The organism is Streptomyces sp. NPDC002276 (assembly GCF_053891435.1).
The window spans coordinates 559,627-575,555 of record NZ_JBSFCQ010000001.1 but is presented as its reverse complement, the minus strand read 5'-3'; the positions used below and the strand labels follow the sequence as shown (position 1 = coordinate 575,555).

15 protein-coding genes are annotated in these 15,929 nt (G+C 70.2%); 12 read left to right on the top strand and 3 right to left on the bottom strand.

The window, feature by feature from the left end; all coding sequences use genetic code 11:
• Positions 1-73: 73 nt before the first annotated feature.
• Positions 74-514, bottom strand: a complete 441-nt coding sequence (locus ACWIHT_RS02725; RefSeq protein WP_262063176.1) for an Lrp/AsnC family transcriptional regulator — start codon at positions 512-514, stop codon at positions 74-76.
• Positions 515-538: 24 nt separating this feature from the next.
• Positions 539-1,888: a transaminase gene (locus ACWIHT_RS02720; protein WP_456163643.1), complete on the bottom strand. Its 1,350-nt coding sequence runs from the start codon at positions 1,886-1,888 to the stop codon at positions 539-541.
• A 388-nt stretch (positions 1,889-2,276) separates the two neighbouring features.
• On the opposite strand from ACWIHT_RS02720, the gene ACWIHT_RS02715 reads away from it, so the two are divergent.
• The 9 genes from ACWIHT_RS02715 (at position 2,277) to ACWIHT_RS02675 (ending at position 10,622) form a co-directional block, all read left to right on the top strand.
• Positions 2,277-3,737, top strand: a complete 1,461-nt coding sequence (locus ACWIHT_RS02715) for an ATP-binding protein (protein ID WP_456163641.1) — start codon at positions 2,277-2,279, stop codon at positions 3,735-3,737.
• Positions 3,734-4,156 carry a roadblock/LC7 domain-containing protein gene (locus ACWIHT_RS02710; RefSeq protein ID WP_456163639.1) on the top strand — a complete coding sequence of 141 codons (423 nt, stop codon included), beginning with the start codon at positions 3,734-3,736 and terminating at the stop codon, positions 4,154-4,156. Before ACWIHT_RS02715 ends, ACWIHT_RS02710 begins: the two co-directional genes overlap by 4 nt.
• Positions 4,153-4,515, top strand: a complete 363-nt coding sequence (locus ACWIHT_RS02705) for a DUF742 domain-containing protein (RefSeq protein WP_456163637.1) — start codon at positions 4,153-4,155, stop codon at positions 4,513-4,515. Before ACWIHT_RS02710 ends, ACWIHT_RS02705 begins: the two co-directional genes overlap by 4 nt.
• Positions 4,487-5,095 (top strand): GTP-binding protein, encoded by a 609-nt coding sequence (locus tag ACWIHT_RS02700; protein ID WP_456163635.1) that lies wholly within the window; start codon positions 4,487-4,489, stop codon positions 5,093-5,095. Before ACWIHT_RS02705 ends, ACWIHT_RS02700 begins: the two co-directional genes overlap by 29 nt.
• The gene (locus tag ACWIHT_RS02695) at positions 5,092-6,309 is read left to right on the top strand and encodes a cytochrome P450 (RefSeq protein WP_456163633.1); all 1,218 of its coding nucleotides are present in this window, start codon (positions 5,092-5,094) and stop codon (positions 6,307-6,309) included. Before ACWIHT_RS02700 ends, ACWIHT_RS02695 begins: the two co-directional genes overlap by 4 nt.
• The gene (locus tag ACWIHT_RS02690) at positions 6,306-7,532 is read left to right on the top strand and encodes a cytochrome P450 family protein (RefSeq protein WP_456163631.1); all 1,227 of its coding nucleotides are present in this window, start codon (positions 6,306-6,308) and stop codon (positions 7,530-7,532) included. The genes ACWIHT_RS02695 and ACWIHT_RS02690 overlap by 4 nt, the downstream gene beginning before the upstream one ends.
• Before the next feature lie 253 nt (positions 7,533-7,785).
• Positions 7,786-8,406 carry an L-threonylcarbamoyladenylate synthase gene (locus tag ACWIHT_RS02685; protein ID WP_456163629.1) on the top strand — a complete coding sequence of 207 codons (621 nt, stop codon included), beginning with the start codon at positions 7,786-7,788 and terminating at the stop codon, positions 8,404-8,406.
• 102 nt (positions 8,407-8,508) lie between these two features.
• Positions 8,509-9,270, top strand: coding sequence for a dienelactone hydrolase family protein (locus ACWIHT_RS02680; RefSeq protein WP_456163627.1), 762 nt, complete (start codon positions 8,509-8,511; stop codon positions 9,268-9,270).
• A gap of 164 nt (positions 9,271-9,434) precedes the next feature.
• The gene (locus tag ACWIHT_RS02675) at positions 9,435-10,622 is read left to right on the top strand and encodes a glycoside hydrolase family 64 protein (RefSeq protein ID WP_456163625.1); all 1,188 of its coding nucleotides are present in this window, start codon (positions 9,435-9,437) and stop codon (positions 10,620-10,622) included.
• Between the two features lie 76 nt (positions 10,623-10,698).
• On the opposite strand, the gene ACWIHT_RS02670 is transcribed toward ACWIHT_RS02675, so the two are convergent.
• Positions 10,699-13,098, bottom strand: a complete 2,400-nt coding sequence (locus tag ACWIHT_RS02670) for a M4 family metallopeptidase (protein ID WP_456163623.1) — start codon at positions 13,096-13,098, stop codon at positions 10,699-10,701.
• Between the two features lie 284 nt (positions 13,099-13,382).
• Between ACWIHT_RS02670 and ACWIHT_RS02665 the strand changes: the two genes are divergently transcribed.
• From ACWIHT_RS02665 to ACWIHT_RS02655, 3 genes are all read left to right on the top strand, one after another.
• A complete protein-coding gene (locus tag ACWIHT_RS02665; RefSeq protein WP_456163621.1) occupies positions 13,383-14,627 on the top strand; it encodes an MFS transporter in 1,245 nt (414 codons plus the stop codon).
• 96 nt (positions 14,628-14,723) lie between these two features.
• Positions 14,724-14,906, top strand: a complete 183-nt coding sequence (locus ACWIHT_RS02660; protein WP_200711258.1) for an antitoxin — start codon at positions 14,724-14,726, stop codon at positions 14,904-14,906.
• Between the two features lie 161 nt (positions 14,907-15,067).
• A complete protein-coding gene (locus ACWIHT_RS02655; RefSeq protein ID WP_456163618.1) occupies positions 15,068-15,925 on the top strand; it encodes an MHYT domain-containing protein in 858 nt (285 codons plus the stop codon).
• The last annotated feature ends 4 nt before the right edge of the window (positions 15,926-15,929 follow it).

Sequence of the window (15,929 nt, the reverse complement as noted above, 5' to 3'; positions counted from 1 at the left end):
GGGACATTTCCGACATCCCCATTAGACGCCCACGGGATCACTACGGCATCTCGGGCCCGCGCTCACACCCCGGTCATCCCACGTCCCACAGGAACCGGTGGGTGTGGATGCCGAAGTACGGGAACGACCGCACGCTCCTGACCCCTTCGATCGGCCGCACCACGTCGTTGACGAAGTCCAGCAGGTCGCGCGGCCCCGGGGTGACCACTTCCGCGAACAGATCGAAGCCGCCGGAGGTGAGCACGGAGTACACCACCTCGTCGCGCAGGGCGAGTTCGTCCGCGACCGTACGCGGGTCGCCGTCCACCTCGATGCCGAGCATGGCCATGGCCTGGCCGCCCATGGCCATCGGGTCGGTCACCCCGACGACCTGAACGGCCTTGGAATCCAAGAGGCGTTGGAGCCGCTGCCGGGCGGCCGACGCCGACAGACCGACCTTCGGTCCGAGGTCGGCGTAGGCGATACGTCCGTCGGTCTGTAGCTCGCGCAGGATGGCCCGGTCGATGTCGTCCACGTGCTTGTTCTCCAACTCCCTGCGTCAGCCGGCCAGTTCGGCGAGCGCGTCGGCGAAGACCCGGGTGTGGGTGTCGACGTCCCGCTCGGTGGTGTCGGGGCACATCAGCGCCATGCTGTGGAACGGGGTGAGCAGGATGCCCCGGTTGGCGAGGTAGAGGTGCAGGAAGTCCTCCAGCTCGGGGTCGCCCGCGGCCTCGGACTCGGTGCCGGTGCGCGGCGCCGGGGACGCGAAGCGGTACTCGCTGCGGGCGCCGAGGCGGCTCACCGTCCAGGGCAGCGCGTGCGCGTCGATTCCCTCCTGCACACCTGCGGCGAAGCGCTCGGACAACTTCGCCATATGGGCGAACGCCTCGTCGGTCAAGACGTGTTCGAGCGTGGCACGCATCGCGGCGACGGAGAGCGCGTTGCCCGCGAGGGTGCCGCCGACGCCGCCCATGTCGACCAGGTCCAGGTCGGCGCGGCCGAGCAGCCGGTCGGCGAGTTCGACGGAGAGGCCGTAGGCACCGGCCGGGATGCCGCCGCCAATCGCCTTGCCGATGGTGAGGAGGTCGGGTTCGAGGTCCCAGGCGGCGGTGCAGCCGCCCGGTCCCGCGGAGAAGGTGTGGGTCTCGTCGATGATGAGCAACGTGCCGTGTTTCCTGGTCAGTTCGCGTACGGCGGCCAGGTAGCCGGGCTCGGGCAGCACGATGCCGATGTTGGTGAGCGCGGGTTCCATGAGGACGGCGGCGACGTCGCCGTGCGCCAACTCCCGTTCCAGCTGGGCGGGATCGTTGAACTCGGCGACGCGGCTGGTGAGCGTGACGTCGCAGGGGGCGCCGACGTTTCCGGGGCGCGCCTGCCCCCGGCCATCCGGCCCGACGACGATGAGCGACTCGTCGACGCTGCCGTGGTAGCTGTAGCTGTTCACCAGGATCTTGGGGCGGTCGGTGACGGCACGGGCGAGCCGGATGGCCCAGCGGTTGGCGTCGGTCGCGGTGAGCGAGAAGCTCCAGCGGGCGAGGCCGAAGCGGCGGGTGAGTTCCGCGCCGACCCACTCGGCGTCCTCCGTGGGCAGCATCGCCGTGGCGCCGCCCTGCTCGGCGAACCGGCGCCGCACCGCCTCCGCGACCACGGCGGGCGAGTGGCCGGCCATGGCTCCGGTGTCGCCGAGGCTGAAGTCGATGTACTCGTGCCCGTCGATGTCGGTGACGCGGGCGCCCCGGGCGGTGTCGAGGTAGCGGGGGAAGGCTCCGGCGGTCTTGTTCATCCAGGTCATCGGCACCCGCCCGAAGAGGTGCTCGGCACGGGCATAGGCGGCCTTCGAGCGCGGATTGCGCCGCGCGGCCTCGGCGCTCTCCCGGACGAGCAGGTTCTGGAGGCGAGTGCGGTCCATGGGATACCCCAGTGGTGTCGGCGACGGAATGTCCGGACGATACGACTGAAAGCATCGCATGAGCAAGACACAGCTACGGAATCAGCTGTTGTGGCGATCGATTCGTGCGCACGCTCCATCGCGCGGCCCGGTCGGTTCAGCGGGCCCGCGACACCCTCCACACCGTTCCGTCTTCGCGCCCTGTGCATCGCCCTTCGGCAACTCAACTCCCTTTCTTCACAAGCCATTTCAGACACTTGACCCAGAAGTGAACAGAGGCCTGTCAGTTTCGGAGGGAACTCCCGTTACACCGTGCGAGAGCGGTCGATGACGGTGTGTACTGTGCTCCGGGCACCCCGCCTCAGGGGCTCGAACTCAGCCCTGCCCGACTCTTCTTGGACTCGATTCGATGACCGAATTACCGGACCTGGTGACCGGTGCGCTCGCCGCCGGCACGCTGTCCGCGCTGGCGCTCGGCGCCGGACTGCTGCGGTCGCGGCGTCAACGTGCCTTGCAGCGCGCGGAGATCGCGGATCTGCGGGACCGACTGGTCGGCGTTCAGGCGGCGTTGGAGGCCGAGGTCGAGCATCTCGCCGTCCAGCGGATTCCGGCCGTCGCGCGCCAGTTGACGTATCCGCGGGTGGCCGTGCCGGGTCCGGCGCAGCCGCAGTTCATCGGTTCGCCCGTCGGGATCGCCCTCGAAAACGTGCTCGGCGCGGTGCGTTCGGAACTCACCGCGCAGCGCACCCGTATCGACGCCGCCGCGCAGGCCGGGATGCGCGGGGCCACCCGGGAGATCCAGGCCGCGCTGTACCGCCTTCAGGACGCCCTGCGCGCGCTCCAACAGCGGTACGACGAACCGGAGTTGGCGCAGACCCTGTTCATGCTGGACCACGAGAACGAGCAGTCGCTGCGCCGGGCGCAGGTCACGGCCGTCGTGTGCGGGGCCTGGGTCGGGCTCGCCCGTGAGGACTCGCACCTCGTGGAGGCGGTGACCGGCGGGCAGGCCCGGCTCGCCGGATACCACCGGGTGCGGGTGCACAACCATCTCGAAGCCGGTACCGCGTTGGTCTCGCACGCCGTCGAACCGGTCGCGATCATCGCCGCCGAGCTCCTCGACAACGCGTTGCGGCACTCCGCCCCGGACACCGAGGTCGTGGTCAACCTGGAGCACGTCCATCACGGCGTCTGCGTCACCGTCGACGACGCGGGTGTGGGCATGACCCCGGACGAGCGCGAGCACGCCCGGCGGACGGTGGCCGGTACCGACCCGGTCCTGCTCACCGACCTGGGCGACCCGCCGCGCATGGGGTTCGCCGCGATCGGCCGCCTCACCCGGCAGTTTGACCTCGGCGTCGACATCTCCTCGCCCTCCCCGTACGGCGGTGTCCGCGCGGTCCTGCGCGTCGACAGCCACCTCCTCAGCCGGATCGACCCCGAGCGGCAGCCGCCCGCGGCGGGTGCCCCGCGCTCCACGCGCCGGGCCCCCGCTCCCACCCGCGCGCCCGCGCCCGCCCCGACCCACTCCTACGGCTCCGAGCGTGACGAACGGGCCGCGGCCGAGGTGCCCGGTCACCAGGCCGTCCCCGACGCCGGCGGACTACCGCGACGGCGTCGCCGCACCCCGGCCGCCGCCGCGAACGCGCGGACCGCCCCGGCCGCACCCGTCGCCCCGGCACAGTCCGAGTGGCGCCCGGAGCAGGCCGCCGCCGCGCTCGGCGCGCTCCAGTCCGGCACCGCCGCCGCGCGCGCCGCGAGTGACGGTGCCGGGAGCGCCGTGGACGAGGAGTCCGTGGGACCGCGACCGGCGGTGCGCGACCTCGATCAGAAGAACAACGGGAACGACTACGAGGGGGGAGCGGCTAGATGACCAGCCGCGATGGGGGCGACACGGCGTGGGTGCTCGATCCGATCCTGGAGGTGCCGCATGTGGTGGCCGCGGTGCTGCTGACCCGGGACGGGCTGGTGCGGGGGTACACCGACGCGCTGTCCCAGGCCTCGGGCGAGCGGGTGGCCGCGATCACCAGCACAGTGCAGGGGGCGTGCCGTACCGCTGCGGCGGCGTTCGCCGACCGGGAGGACGCCGAGATCCGGCAGGTGGTGATCGAGTCGGACCACGGATATGTGCTCATCGTCCCCACGGATCACGGGACTTGTGTGGCGGCCTACGGCGACACCGAGGTGCGTCTCGACCTGCTCGCGCACCGCGTGCACTCGCAGGTGGCGCGACTGGGCGAGAAGGCGATGGCCGCCGCTCCGCGGGGAGTTGACGGCGGCGCGTCGGCATGACGGGCCGCCGCGGCGGCCGTCCTCTGGTCCCCGCGTATCTCTCGACCGGCGGGGTGGCCCGGCCGAGCCGCCCGCAACTGGAGCGGCTGACGGTGCTCTCCGGCAGCGGCGAGCCCGTACCGGCCGGGCTGCCCGCCGCTCAACTCGCCCTGCTGGACGCCCTGTTCGGCGGTTCGCTGACGGTACTGGAGGCGGCGGCCCTGCTGGAGCTGCCGGTCTCCGCCGTGCGGGTGCTGGCCGCCGGTCTCCTCGATCTGAACCTGGTGCTCGCCCGTGCCCCGATCCCGCCCGCCGAACGCTTCGACCCCGACCTGCTGAAGAGAGTGGCCGATGGCCTACGCGCCCTCAAGCACGACTAGTGGCATCCATCTGCCGGACACCGCCCAGGAGTTGGTGAAGATCCTGATCGCGGGTCCGTTCGGGGTGGGCAAGACGACCCTGATCGACTCGGTGTCGGAGATCCGGCCGCTGCACACCGAGGAGCGGCTGACCGAGGCCTCCGTCCACGTGGACGATCTCGACGGGGTGCGGGAGAAGTCGACGACGACCGTCGCCATCGACTTCGGGCGGCTCAGCCTGCCGGGCGGGATCGTGCTGTACCTCTTCGGAACACCAGGGCAGGAGCGGTTCCGGGCGCTGTGGGAGGACATCGCCCACGGCGCGCTCGGGGCGCTGGTCCTGGTCGACAGCCGCCGTATCGACGCCTCCTTCGACATGCTCGGTCTGGTGGAGGAGAGCGGGCTGCCGTACGCGGTCGCCTTCAACGCCTTCCCGGACGCGCCCCGGCACCACACCGACGAACAGCTGCGCGCCGCCCTGGACTTGGCACCCGACACCCCGCTGGTGACCTGCGACGCCCGGGACACCAACTCCTCGATCGACGCGCTGCTCGCCCTGGTCCAGCATCTGATCGACCGCGACCCCCCGGAGCACCGGTGACCACTTCTTCCCCCACCCGACCCGTCCGGCTGTGGGAGGACGGCTTCGCGCTGGATCCCTACGGCTACTACGCCGCCCTGCGCGCCCAGGGCCCGGTCGGCTGGGCCGAACTCGCCCCGGGCGTACCGGCGTACGTCGTCACCGAGCGGCGGGCCGCGCTGGAGCTGCTGCGTGACACCGTCACGTTCTCGCACGATCCCCGGCCGTGGGAGTCGACGGTCGCCGAGGACTCGCCGGTGCTCGGGATGATGCGCTGGCGGCCCAACTCCCTGTTCGCGGACGGCGCCGCGCATGTCCGCTACCGTGCCTCGCTGATCGACACCTTCGACCGGATCGAACCGCACGACCTGCGGGCCCGCGTGCACCGGGCGGTCCATGTCCTGGTGAGCCGGATCGGGCCGCGCGGACAGGCCGATCTGGTGGGCGAGTTCGCCCGGCCGCTGATGGCGCTGGTGTTCAACAGCCTGTTCGGACTGCCCGACAGCCAGAGCGAGCGGCTGGACCGGGCGCTGGGCATGATGATCGAGGGCGGCGACCGAGCGGCCGAGGGCGAGGCCGAGTTCGGCGGCTACGTCCTCGAACTCATCGCCGCCAAGGCCGAGTCGCGCGGCGACGACCTGACGAGCTGGCTCCTGGACCATCCGGCCGGGCTGAATCCGGAGGAGGTCGCCTGGCAGGTGTTCCTCACCCTGGGCGCGGGGCACGAGCCGACCGCGAACCTGGTGTCCAACGCCCTGTCCCGCATCCTCGGCACCTCGGTCTACTACTCCACGCTGACCAGTGGCGCCCGCCCGGTCATGGACGCCGTGGTGGAGGTCCTGCACCACGAGACCCCGCTCGCCAACTACGGGATCCACTACGCCCGTTCACCCGTCATGTTCCACGGCGCGCGGATCAGACCGGCGATCCCTGTCGTCGTCTCGTACGGCGCGCTCGCGCACTTCGCCGAGCAGGAGGTCGTCAGCGGCCGGCATCCCAAGGACGCCTCGCACCTGTCGTGGTCGGCGGGCCCGCACGCCTGCCCGGTCAAACGGCACACGCTGCTCATCGCGACGGAGGCGATCGAGCGGCTCACCCTGTGGCTGCCGGACCTCGAACCCGTCGTACCGCGCGCGGAGTTGACCTGGCGGCCGGGCCCCTTCCACCGTTCGCTCACCTCGCTGCCTGTGCGGTTCAGCCCCCGCTCCCCCGACCAGCCAGGAGGCCCGTCGTGACCGTGTCCGACCGCATCGTCCTCGACCCGTTCGGCGCCGGCATGGCCGCCGAGAGCGCCAAGCTGCGGGCCCTCGGCCCGATCGTGCCCGTCGAACTGCCCGGCGGCATCCCCGCCTGGGCGCCCACCGGCTACGACACCCTGAAGGAACTGATCCTCGATCCGCGGGTCAGCAGGGATCCCCGGCTGCACTGGCGCCTGTGGCCCGAGATGGGTGAACACCCCTCGTGGGGCTGGGTGTTGGGCTGGATCGGCGTCGTCAACATGCTCTCCACGTACGGTGCCGACCACGCCCGTCTGCGCAAGCTCGTGGCGCCGAGCTTCACGCACCGGCGCACCGAGGCCATGCGGGCCCGGGTGGAGGCGATCGCGGCGGAACTGCTCGGCGCGGTGGCGGCCGACGAGACCGAGGTGGTCGACATCAGGGCCGCGCTCGCCCAGCCCCTGCCGATGCGGATCATCTGTGAACTCTTCGGCGTACCGGACGAGTTGGTGGCCGACACCGGGCGGCTGATAGCGGCCATCATGGACACCTCCGACCCGACCCCGGAGCACGCCGAGTTCGTCCAGCGGCAGATCGGCACCGTACTGCCCGCGCTGATCGGCCACCGCACCGAGCACCCCGGCGACGACCTCACCACGGAACTGATCCGGGTCCGGGACGAGGACGGCGACCGGCTCAGCGACGAGGAGCTGCTGTACACGCTGCTGCTGGTGATCGGCGCGGGCTTCGAGACGACCGTCAACCTCATCGGCAACGCGATCGTCGCCCTGCTCAAGCGCCCCGAGCAGCTCGCGGACGTACGCTCCGGAAAGATCACCTGGGACGCGGTCGTCGACGAGACTCTGCGCGTCCACCCGTCCATCGCCGCGCTGCCGCTCCGGTTCGCGGTCAGTGACCTCACCGTCGGCGACATCACCGTCCCGGCCGGGGACGCCATCATCACCACGTACGCGGCGGCCGGGCTCGACCCCGCGCACTACGGCCCGGACGCGGACACCTTCGACGCGGCCCGCGGCGCCGACGACCACCTGTCCTTCGGCATCGGCGTGCACCGCTGCATCGGCGCGCCGCTCGCCCGCGTGGAGGCCCTGACCGCGCTGCCCGCGTTCTTCGACCGCTTCCCGGACGCCCGCCTCGCCGTCGACGCGGACGCCCTGCGCCAGGTGCCGTCCTTCATCGCCTTCGGCTGGCAGGAGATCCCGGTACGGCTGCACGGCTGAGCGCCACGCCCCGGTACGGCTGCGCGGCCGAGCGCCGCCGGTGCATCCGTACGGCCGCTCGCGCACCCGGCACCCGAACGGCTCCGCCGCGGCCTCGGAGGGGAGCCGCCGGCGGAGCCGTGCTGCCCGGGTTCGGGGGAGAGCCCCGAGCGCACTTGTCGGTTTCCCCGGTTTCGCCGGGGTACGCCCGTGCGATTCGGGCGGTGTGAGGGCCCGCGCGGCGACCCGTGGCCGTACGGCATAAGCTCGGCGGGTGGCCAAGTACTTCGACGTGCACCCGGACAACCCGCAGCCCCGCACCATCTCGCAGGTCGCGGACAGTGTGCGGTCGGGTGCGCTGATCGCGTATCCGACCGACTCCTGCTACGCGCTGGGCTGCCAGCTGGGCAACCGTGAGGGCATGGAGCGGATCCGTACGATCCGGCAGCTGAACGACCGGCACCACTTCACGCTGGTGTGCCAGAACTTCGCCCAGCTGGGTCAGTTCGTGCACATCGACAACGACGTGTTCCGAGCCATCAAGGCGTCCACGCCAGGCAGTTACACGTTCATCCTCCCGGCGACGAGGGAGGTGCCGCGTCAGTTGCTGAACGCGAAGAAGAAGACCGTGGGAGTGCGCATCCCCGACCATGTCGTCACCCAGGCGCTGCTGGCCGAGCTGGGCGAGCCGCTGCTGTCGAGCACCCTGCTCCTGCCCGAGGAGGAGGAGCCGATGACCCAGGGCTGGGAGATCAAGGACCGGCTCGACCACGTGGTGGACGCGGTGCTCGACTCCGGGGACTGCGGCACGGAACCGACGACCGTCATCGACTTCTCCAGCGGCGAGGCGGAGATCGTCCGCAAGGGCGCGGGGGACGTCTCCCGCTTCGAGTGACCCCGGCGGCGGGGCCGCGGGCGCGCGTGCCACGATGATCGCAACACGCCGCGCCGGACCGGCAGGTGGCCCGGCGCCGATCCGCTGGGAGGCACCCCCGCCATGACCGCCGTACAGGGCACAGCCGTGGACATCCCCACCGAGGACGGCATCGCCGACGCCTATCTCGTGCATCCCGGCGACGACCTCCCCCGTCCGGCCGTGCTGCTCTACCAGGACGCCTTCGGACTGCGTCCGCACCTCAAGTCGATGGCCGACCGGCTGGCCGAGGCCGGTTACACGGTCCTGGTGCCGAACGTGTTCTACCGGCACGGTCGCGCGCCGGTGGTCGAGCTGCCCGAGTTCATCGACCCGCAGGCGCGGCCGGAGATCTTCGAGAAGGTCGGCCCGCTGATCATGGGCTTCGCGCGCACCCCCGAGCTCATCGAGCGGGACGCCGGAGCCTATCTGCGCTGGCTGGCCGACTCCCCGCTGGTCGCCGACGGACCGGTGGCGATCACCGGGTACTGCATGGGCGCCCGCCTCGCGCTCTACACCGCCGGCGCCTACCCGGACCGGGTGGCGGCAGCGGCCGGCTTCCACGGCGGGCAGCTGGCCACCGACGACCCGGGCAGCCCGCACCTGGCCGCCGAAAACATCACCGCCGAGCTGTACTTCGGCCACGCCGACCAGGACCACTCGCTGCCCGAGGAGCAAATCAAGCGGTTCGAGGAGGCGCTCACCGCGGCGGGCGTCCGGCACCGCTGCGAGGTCTATCCGGGCGCGCAGCACGGCTACACGCAGGCCGACACGTCGTCGTACAACGCGGAGGCCGACGAGCGTCACTGGGTCGCGCTGCTCGACCTGCTGGAGCGCACCTTCTGATCGAGGACCGCGTTTCCTGATCCAACCCGGGTGCCCACGGCGCGAGTTGCCGTGGGCACCTTTCGTTCAACTCATTGACACACACGCGGCTCGGCGCGACATTGAGAGCGCTCTCACACAGGTACGGACCAATTTCTCGTACACCCCCCACACGGAGGTGAGTAGTGCTCGGCAGAATTCTGCGCCGACTGGGTGCCGCGACCGCGGTGGCCACGATGCTCGCGCTGGCCACACCGCTGACGGCGGACGCGGCGGTGCCCGCCACGATCCCGCTGAAGATCACCAACAACTCGGGCCGCGGCGACGCGGTCTACATCTACGACCTGGGCACCAACCTGGCCACCGGCCAACAGGGTTGGGCCGACGCGAACGGCACGTTCCACGCCTGGCCGGCCGGCGGCAACCCGCCCACCCCGGCACCGGACGCGTCGATCGCGGGTCCGGCGGCCGGACAGTCCACCACCATCCGGATCCCCAAGTTCTCCGGCCGCATCTACTTCTCGTACGGTCAGAAGCTGGTGTTCAAGCTGACCACGGGCGGCCTGGTGCAGCCGGCCGTGCAGAACCCGACCGACCCGAACCGCAACATCCTCTTCAACTGGTCCGAGTACACGCTGAACGACTCCGGGCTGTGGATCAACAGCACCCAGGTGGACATGTTCTCCGTGCCGTACGCGGTCGGGGTGCAGCGGTCCGACGGGAGCACCGCCACCACCGGGCACCTCAAGTCGGGTGGCTACACAGGGTTCTTCAACGCGCTGCGCGGACAGCCGGGCGGCTGGGCCAACCTGATCCAGACCCGGTCCGACGGAACGGTCCTGCGAGCGCTCTCACCGACCTACGGCGTTGAGACGGGCGCCCTGCCCAGCACCGTCATGGACGACTACATCAACCGCGTCTGGTCGAAGTACTCGTCGTCGACCCTGACCGTGACACCGTTCGCCGACCAGCCGAACACCAAGTACTACGGCCGGGTCTCGGGCAACGTCATGAACTTCACCAACAGCTCCGGTGCGGTCGTCACCACCTTCCAGAAGCCGGACGCGGCCAGCATCTTCGGCTGCGCCAAGTACCTCGACGCGCCCAACGACCTGGTGCGCGGCCCGATTTCACGCACCCTGTGCGCGGGCTTCAACCGCTCCACGCTCCTGGTCAACCCCAACCAGCCGGACACCACCACGGCGAACTTCTACCAGGACGTGGTGACCAACCACTACGCCCGCAAGATCCACGCGCAGATGGCCGACGGCAAGGCGTACGCGTTCGCGTTCGACGACGTCGGCGCCCAGGAGTCCCTGGTGAACGACGGGAACCCGCAGCAGGCCTACCTGACGCTGGACCCGCTGAGCTGAACAAGACCGAGAAGACCGGAACACCCCGCACGCCTGGGGGCGCGTGCGGGGTGCCGGACGGAACAGGGGAAGCGGATCAGCTGGTCGTGACGGCGGTGTCGTCGATCACGAAGCTGGTCTGGAGCGAGGAGTCCTCGACCCCGCTGAACTTCAGCGCGACCGTGGTCCCCGCGAAGGCCGACAGACTGAAGGACTTCGCGACATATCCGGTGGCCGCGTTGAGGTTCGAGTACGTGGCCAGGGTGGTCGTTCCGGCGGTGACCGTCAGCTTGTCGTAAGCCGTGCTGGTGGTGGTCTCGGCCGTGTCGATGTGGATGTAGAAGGTGAACGTGGTCCCCGTGCAGCCGCTGGGGATCGTCACCGACTGGGACAGCGTGTCGGTGTGGGTCGAGCCGTAGCCGTCGAGCCAGGCCTTGTACGAACCGGTGCGGGCCGCCTGGCTGGTGGAGCTGGTGATGACCCCGCTGGTCGCGGTCCAGGTCGTGGCGCCCGACTCGAAGCCCGCGTTCCCGAGCAACTGCGTCGAGGTGCAACTGCCGCCCCCGCCACTGGAACTGACGGTCCAGGTGAAGGCCGCGGTACCGGTCGCCCCGGTGCTGTCGGTGACGGTCACGGTGGTGCTGTACGTGCCCGCCGTCGTCGGGGTACCGGTGATGGCGCCCGTCGAGCTGCTGATCGACAGGCCCGTCGGCAGTCCGGTCGCCGCGTAGGTCAGCGAACCGCTGTTGGTGCTGCTGGCCGCGACCTGGAGGCTCACCGCCGTGCCGACGGTGGAGGACTGGCTGCCCGGGTTGGTGACCGTGACACCACTGGTCGGCACGGTGATGTGGCTGCCGACGTTGATGCCGGCGAAGGCGTTGCCGACTCCCGCGTACTGCGCGGACGTTGTGCCGTACAGCGCCCCTGCTGCGCTGAGCGCGGCGGTGCGGGCCCCGGCGTAGTTGGTCGTGGACGTCATGTACGTCGTCAGCGCCTTGTACCAGATCTGCAGGGCCGCGGCCCTGCCGATACCGGCGACGGCCACGCCGTCGGAGGTGGTGCTGGTGTAGCTGGTGCCGTTGATGACCTTGGTGCCGCTGCCCTCGGAGAGCAGGTAGAACATGTGGTTCGCGGGACCGGACGAGTAGTGGACGTCGAGGTTGCCGACCCCCGAGTACCAACTGTCCGCGGAGCCGCCGTCCTTGCTCGGCTTGTCCATGTAACGCAGCGGCGTGCCGTCGCCGTTGATGTCGATCTTCTCGCCGATGAGGTAGTCGCCGACGTCACTGCTGTTGTTGGCGTAGAACTCGACACCCGTGCCGAAGATGTCGGAGGTCGCCTCGTTCAACCCGCCCGACTCACCGGTGTAGTTGAGCCCTGCGGTGTTCGAGGTGACACCGTGGCTCATCTCGTGCCCTGCCACGTCCAGCGAGGTCAGCGCGTGGGTGCTGCTGGTGCCGTCGCCGTAGGTCATGCAGAAGCAGCTGTCGTCCCAGAAGGCGTTGACGTACGCCGTGCTGTAGTGGACGCGCGAGTAGGCGGCGACGCCGTCGTTCTTGATGCCGCTGCGGCCGAAGGTGTTCTTGTAGAAGTCCCAGGTCGTCTGGGCGCCGTAGGCCGCGTCGGCGCCCGCGGTCTGGGTGTTGGAGCCCGCGCCGGTGCCCCACACGTCGTCCGCGTCCGTCATCAGGGTGCCGGTGCCGGACGTGGCGTTGTTGAGGCTGTACGTCTTGTGACCGCCGCGCGTGGTGTCGTACAGCTGGTACGTCGAACCCGACAGCGTGGTGCTCAGCGAGACCGTGCCGCTGTACTGGGTGTTGCCGGTGCCGGTCTCGATGCCCTGGAAGCGGGAGAGTTCCTTGCCGGTGGTGGCGTCGGTGATGACGTGCAGCTGGCTCGGTGTGCCGTCGTCCTGGAAGCCGCCGATCACCGTCTCCCAGGCTAGCTTCGACGTCCCGTCGCCGGCCCAGATGACCTTACGGGCGCTGTCGGTGCTCGGCGCCTTGGCGTCGAGGGCCTTCGCGGTGGTGAGCGCCTTGGTCTCGGCGGCCGACTTGGCGACGGACGCCGTGGTGGAGGGGACGGTGAGGGTGTGCTTGTTGTTGAAGGTCGCGCTCACCGTGCCGGTCGCCTGCGCGGCGGGCGGGGTGTGCACGACGAGGTCGCCGCCGAGGACGGGCAGACCTGCGTAGGTGCGCTCGTACCGGGTGTGGACGGTGCCGTCGTTGTCCTTGACGACGTCCTTGACGACCAGCTTCTCCTTGGCGCCGAGGCCGAGGGTGCGGGCTGTCTTCGTGCTGTTCGCGGTGGCGCTCTTCACCAGGGCGGTGCGCTGTGCCGGGGTGAGCTTCGCCTCCAGGCTGCCGGTGCGCAGCGGGCTGGGGTGGGGGGACGCGGGCTTCGCGCTCGCCGGAACCGACTGGATGCCGACGGCGAGGAGCGCGGCGGTGGAGATCAGGGCTCCAACCGCGGTCCGCTTGCGGGGGATGCGTCTCACTCGTACTCCTCCTGCGACGGCCGCGGACGCGGCCGGTGACAGACCGGACAGCCGGGTCTGCTGTCCGGGAGAGCTGAGCTGTGCGGGGCCGACCGAACTTTGACCGATCCATGGAGGATCCGTGGGGTAACTGCGTGGAGGATGACAGCGTTGACCCGTCCATGTCACGCAGGGCTGGGGCACTCAAGGGTTTTCCCTCTGTCACCCGGCCCAACTCACGTCGCGGACAAGCCACTTGCGATCCCCGAAGGTGACGGGGGTTTCTCGCCGGGTACGGTCCGATCATGCCGCGTCTGGTGGATGTTCCCGGGTACGCACGTTTCTGGACCGCCTCCGCGGTCTCGGCGTTCGGCTCCCAGGTGTCGGGGCTCGCCCTCCAGATCCTCACCGCCGTCACGCTGAGCGCGTCCGCCACCGAGGTGGGTCTGGTCAACGCGGCCCGCTGGGCGCCCTACCTGCTCTTCGGCCTCGTGGCCGGGGTCCTGGTGGACCGCTGCCGGCGCAAGCCGGTGATGGTGGCCATGGATCTCGGCCGGGCCGCTCTGCTCGGCGCGATTCCGCTGCTGTACGCGCTGGACCGGCTCGACATCGCCACCCTGTGCGCGTGCGTCTTCGCCTTTGGGGTGCTCTGTCTCTTCTTCGACGCGGCCAACCACTCCTACGTGCCGCGGCTGGTCCCCCGAGAACTCCTCAACGCGGGCTACGCCCGGGTGGGACAGGCCGACGCGGTGGCCGGATCGACCGGACCGCTGATCGCCGGCGTACTGATCAAACTGGTGGGCGCACCGCTCGCCGTGCTCGTGGACGCGGCCAGCTATCTGGCCTCCGGTCTGCTGCTCGCCTCGGTGCGCGCCCACGATCCGCTGCCCGACCGGGAGGCGCGGCGCAGTCTCCTCGGCGAACTACGAGAGGGGGTGGCCTGGGTCTACCGGCACCGGACCCTGGCCTCCATCGCGCTGACCTCGCACCTGATGCTCCTCTTCAACACCGTGGTCAGTACGGTCTTCGTCGTCTTCGCGCTGCGGGACCTGAGGATCGGGGACTTCGGCCTCGGGGTGACCTACGCCTGCGCGGGGCTCGGCGGAGTGCTCGGCGGCGCGTTCTCGGGACGGGCGGCGAAGAGGTTCGACGTCGGTGCCACGCTGATCGCGGGCCGGCTCGTCGCCGCCGTCGGCTGGCTGCCGCTGGTCCTCGCCCACCGCGGGCCGTGGGCACTGGTCTCCGTGTCGGCGGCCTTCTTCGTGGTGTCCGCCGCGATCTCCCTCGAAAGCCCGGTGGAGATGAGCTACCGCCAGGCGGTCACGCCCGACCGGCTGCGGGGCCGGATGAACGCCACGATCCGCTCGTTCAACTGGGGAATGGTGGCGATCGGGGCACCCCTGGGCGGGCTCCTCGCCGACCACGTCGGCTACCGGTTCGCCCTGTCCGTGGGCCTGACCGGAGCGGTCCTCCAGGCACTCGCGCTCGCCGTGTCCCGCACCCGTGAGGCCCGCGCCACCGACGAACACGAACCGCTCGTGCCCGCGTGAGGCCGGGGTCGGCGGGCTCCGCTCGGCACCGAAATGCGGCTTTGGTGAACGCGGGGGATGCTGAAGGGGCCAACGCACGTCCGAAGGAGGACAGCCATGTCGTTCATGGACAAGGTCAAGGGAATGCTCGGCCAGAACCCCGACAAGGCCAAGCAGGCCGTGGACAAGGCGGGCGACATGGTCGACGAGCGCACCGGCGGCAAGCACGCCAAGCAGGTCGACATGGCGCAGGACAAGGCCAAGGACTTCATCGACCGCGAGAAGCCCCAACAGCCCTGACCGGCTGACCGCATCTGTCCGCGTATCGCCCTCGATGCGCCTCAAGTGATCCCTGAAAGTGGAGACTTCGTCAAGTACAGATGTGAAAGCGGTGCGCGGCGCGGCCCCGATTCATAGATACTCCCCCCACAAGAGGCCAGGACTCTGGGGGGAGTTGGCTCATGCAAGGCACGATCGACGGGTTCCGCTACGGTGCGGTGACTCCGGTGGCGGCCTATCTGATGGCCTGCCTGGGAGGTGCTCTGGGACTGCGCTGCGTGGTGCGGTCCCTGCACAACGAACATTCCTGGAAGGCGGGTTGGCTCGCACTGGGCGCGACCTCGATCGGCAGCGGCATCTGGACGATGCATTTCATCGCGATGATCGGCTTCCAGGTCGAGGAGACCCGCATCGGCTACGACATCGGCCTCACGGTGCTGAGTCTGGCCGTGGCGATCGTCATGGTCGCCGTCGGGGTGTTCGCCGTGGGATATCGCGGCGCCACCACCGGCACACTCTCCGCGGCGGGCGTCATCACCGGCCTCGGGGTCGCCGCGATGCACTATCTGGGCATGGCCGCACTCAAGCTGAACGGCACCATCGAGTACCGGACCAGCACGGTCGCGCTCTCCATCGCGATCGCGATCGGCGCGGCGACGGCGGCGCTGTGGGCGGCCGTCTCCATCCGGGGCTTCCTGGCGAGTCTGGGCGCAAGCCTGGTGATGGGCGTGGCGGTGTCCGGGATGCACTACACGGCGATGGCCGCCGTGAGCGTCCATCTGCACGGCACCGGCGGGGCCTGGACGAGCGACTCGGCCACCTCGCTGCTGCTGCCCATGCTGCTGGGGCCGATCATCTTTCTGCTGCTGGCCGGGGTCGTCGTGATGTTCGACCCGCTGCTGGTGATGGGCGAGGGCAACTGGGACCGTTCCTTCGCCCGGCACCCCATCGCCCCGAAGACCGCCGACAAGACCCCGGCACGGCAACCTGATTCGGCCTTCACCCCGAGTGCGACCACCGGCCGCCGCAGACACCGATAGACAA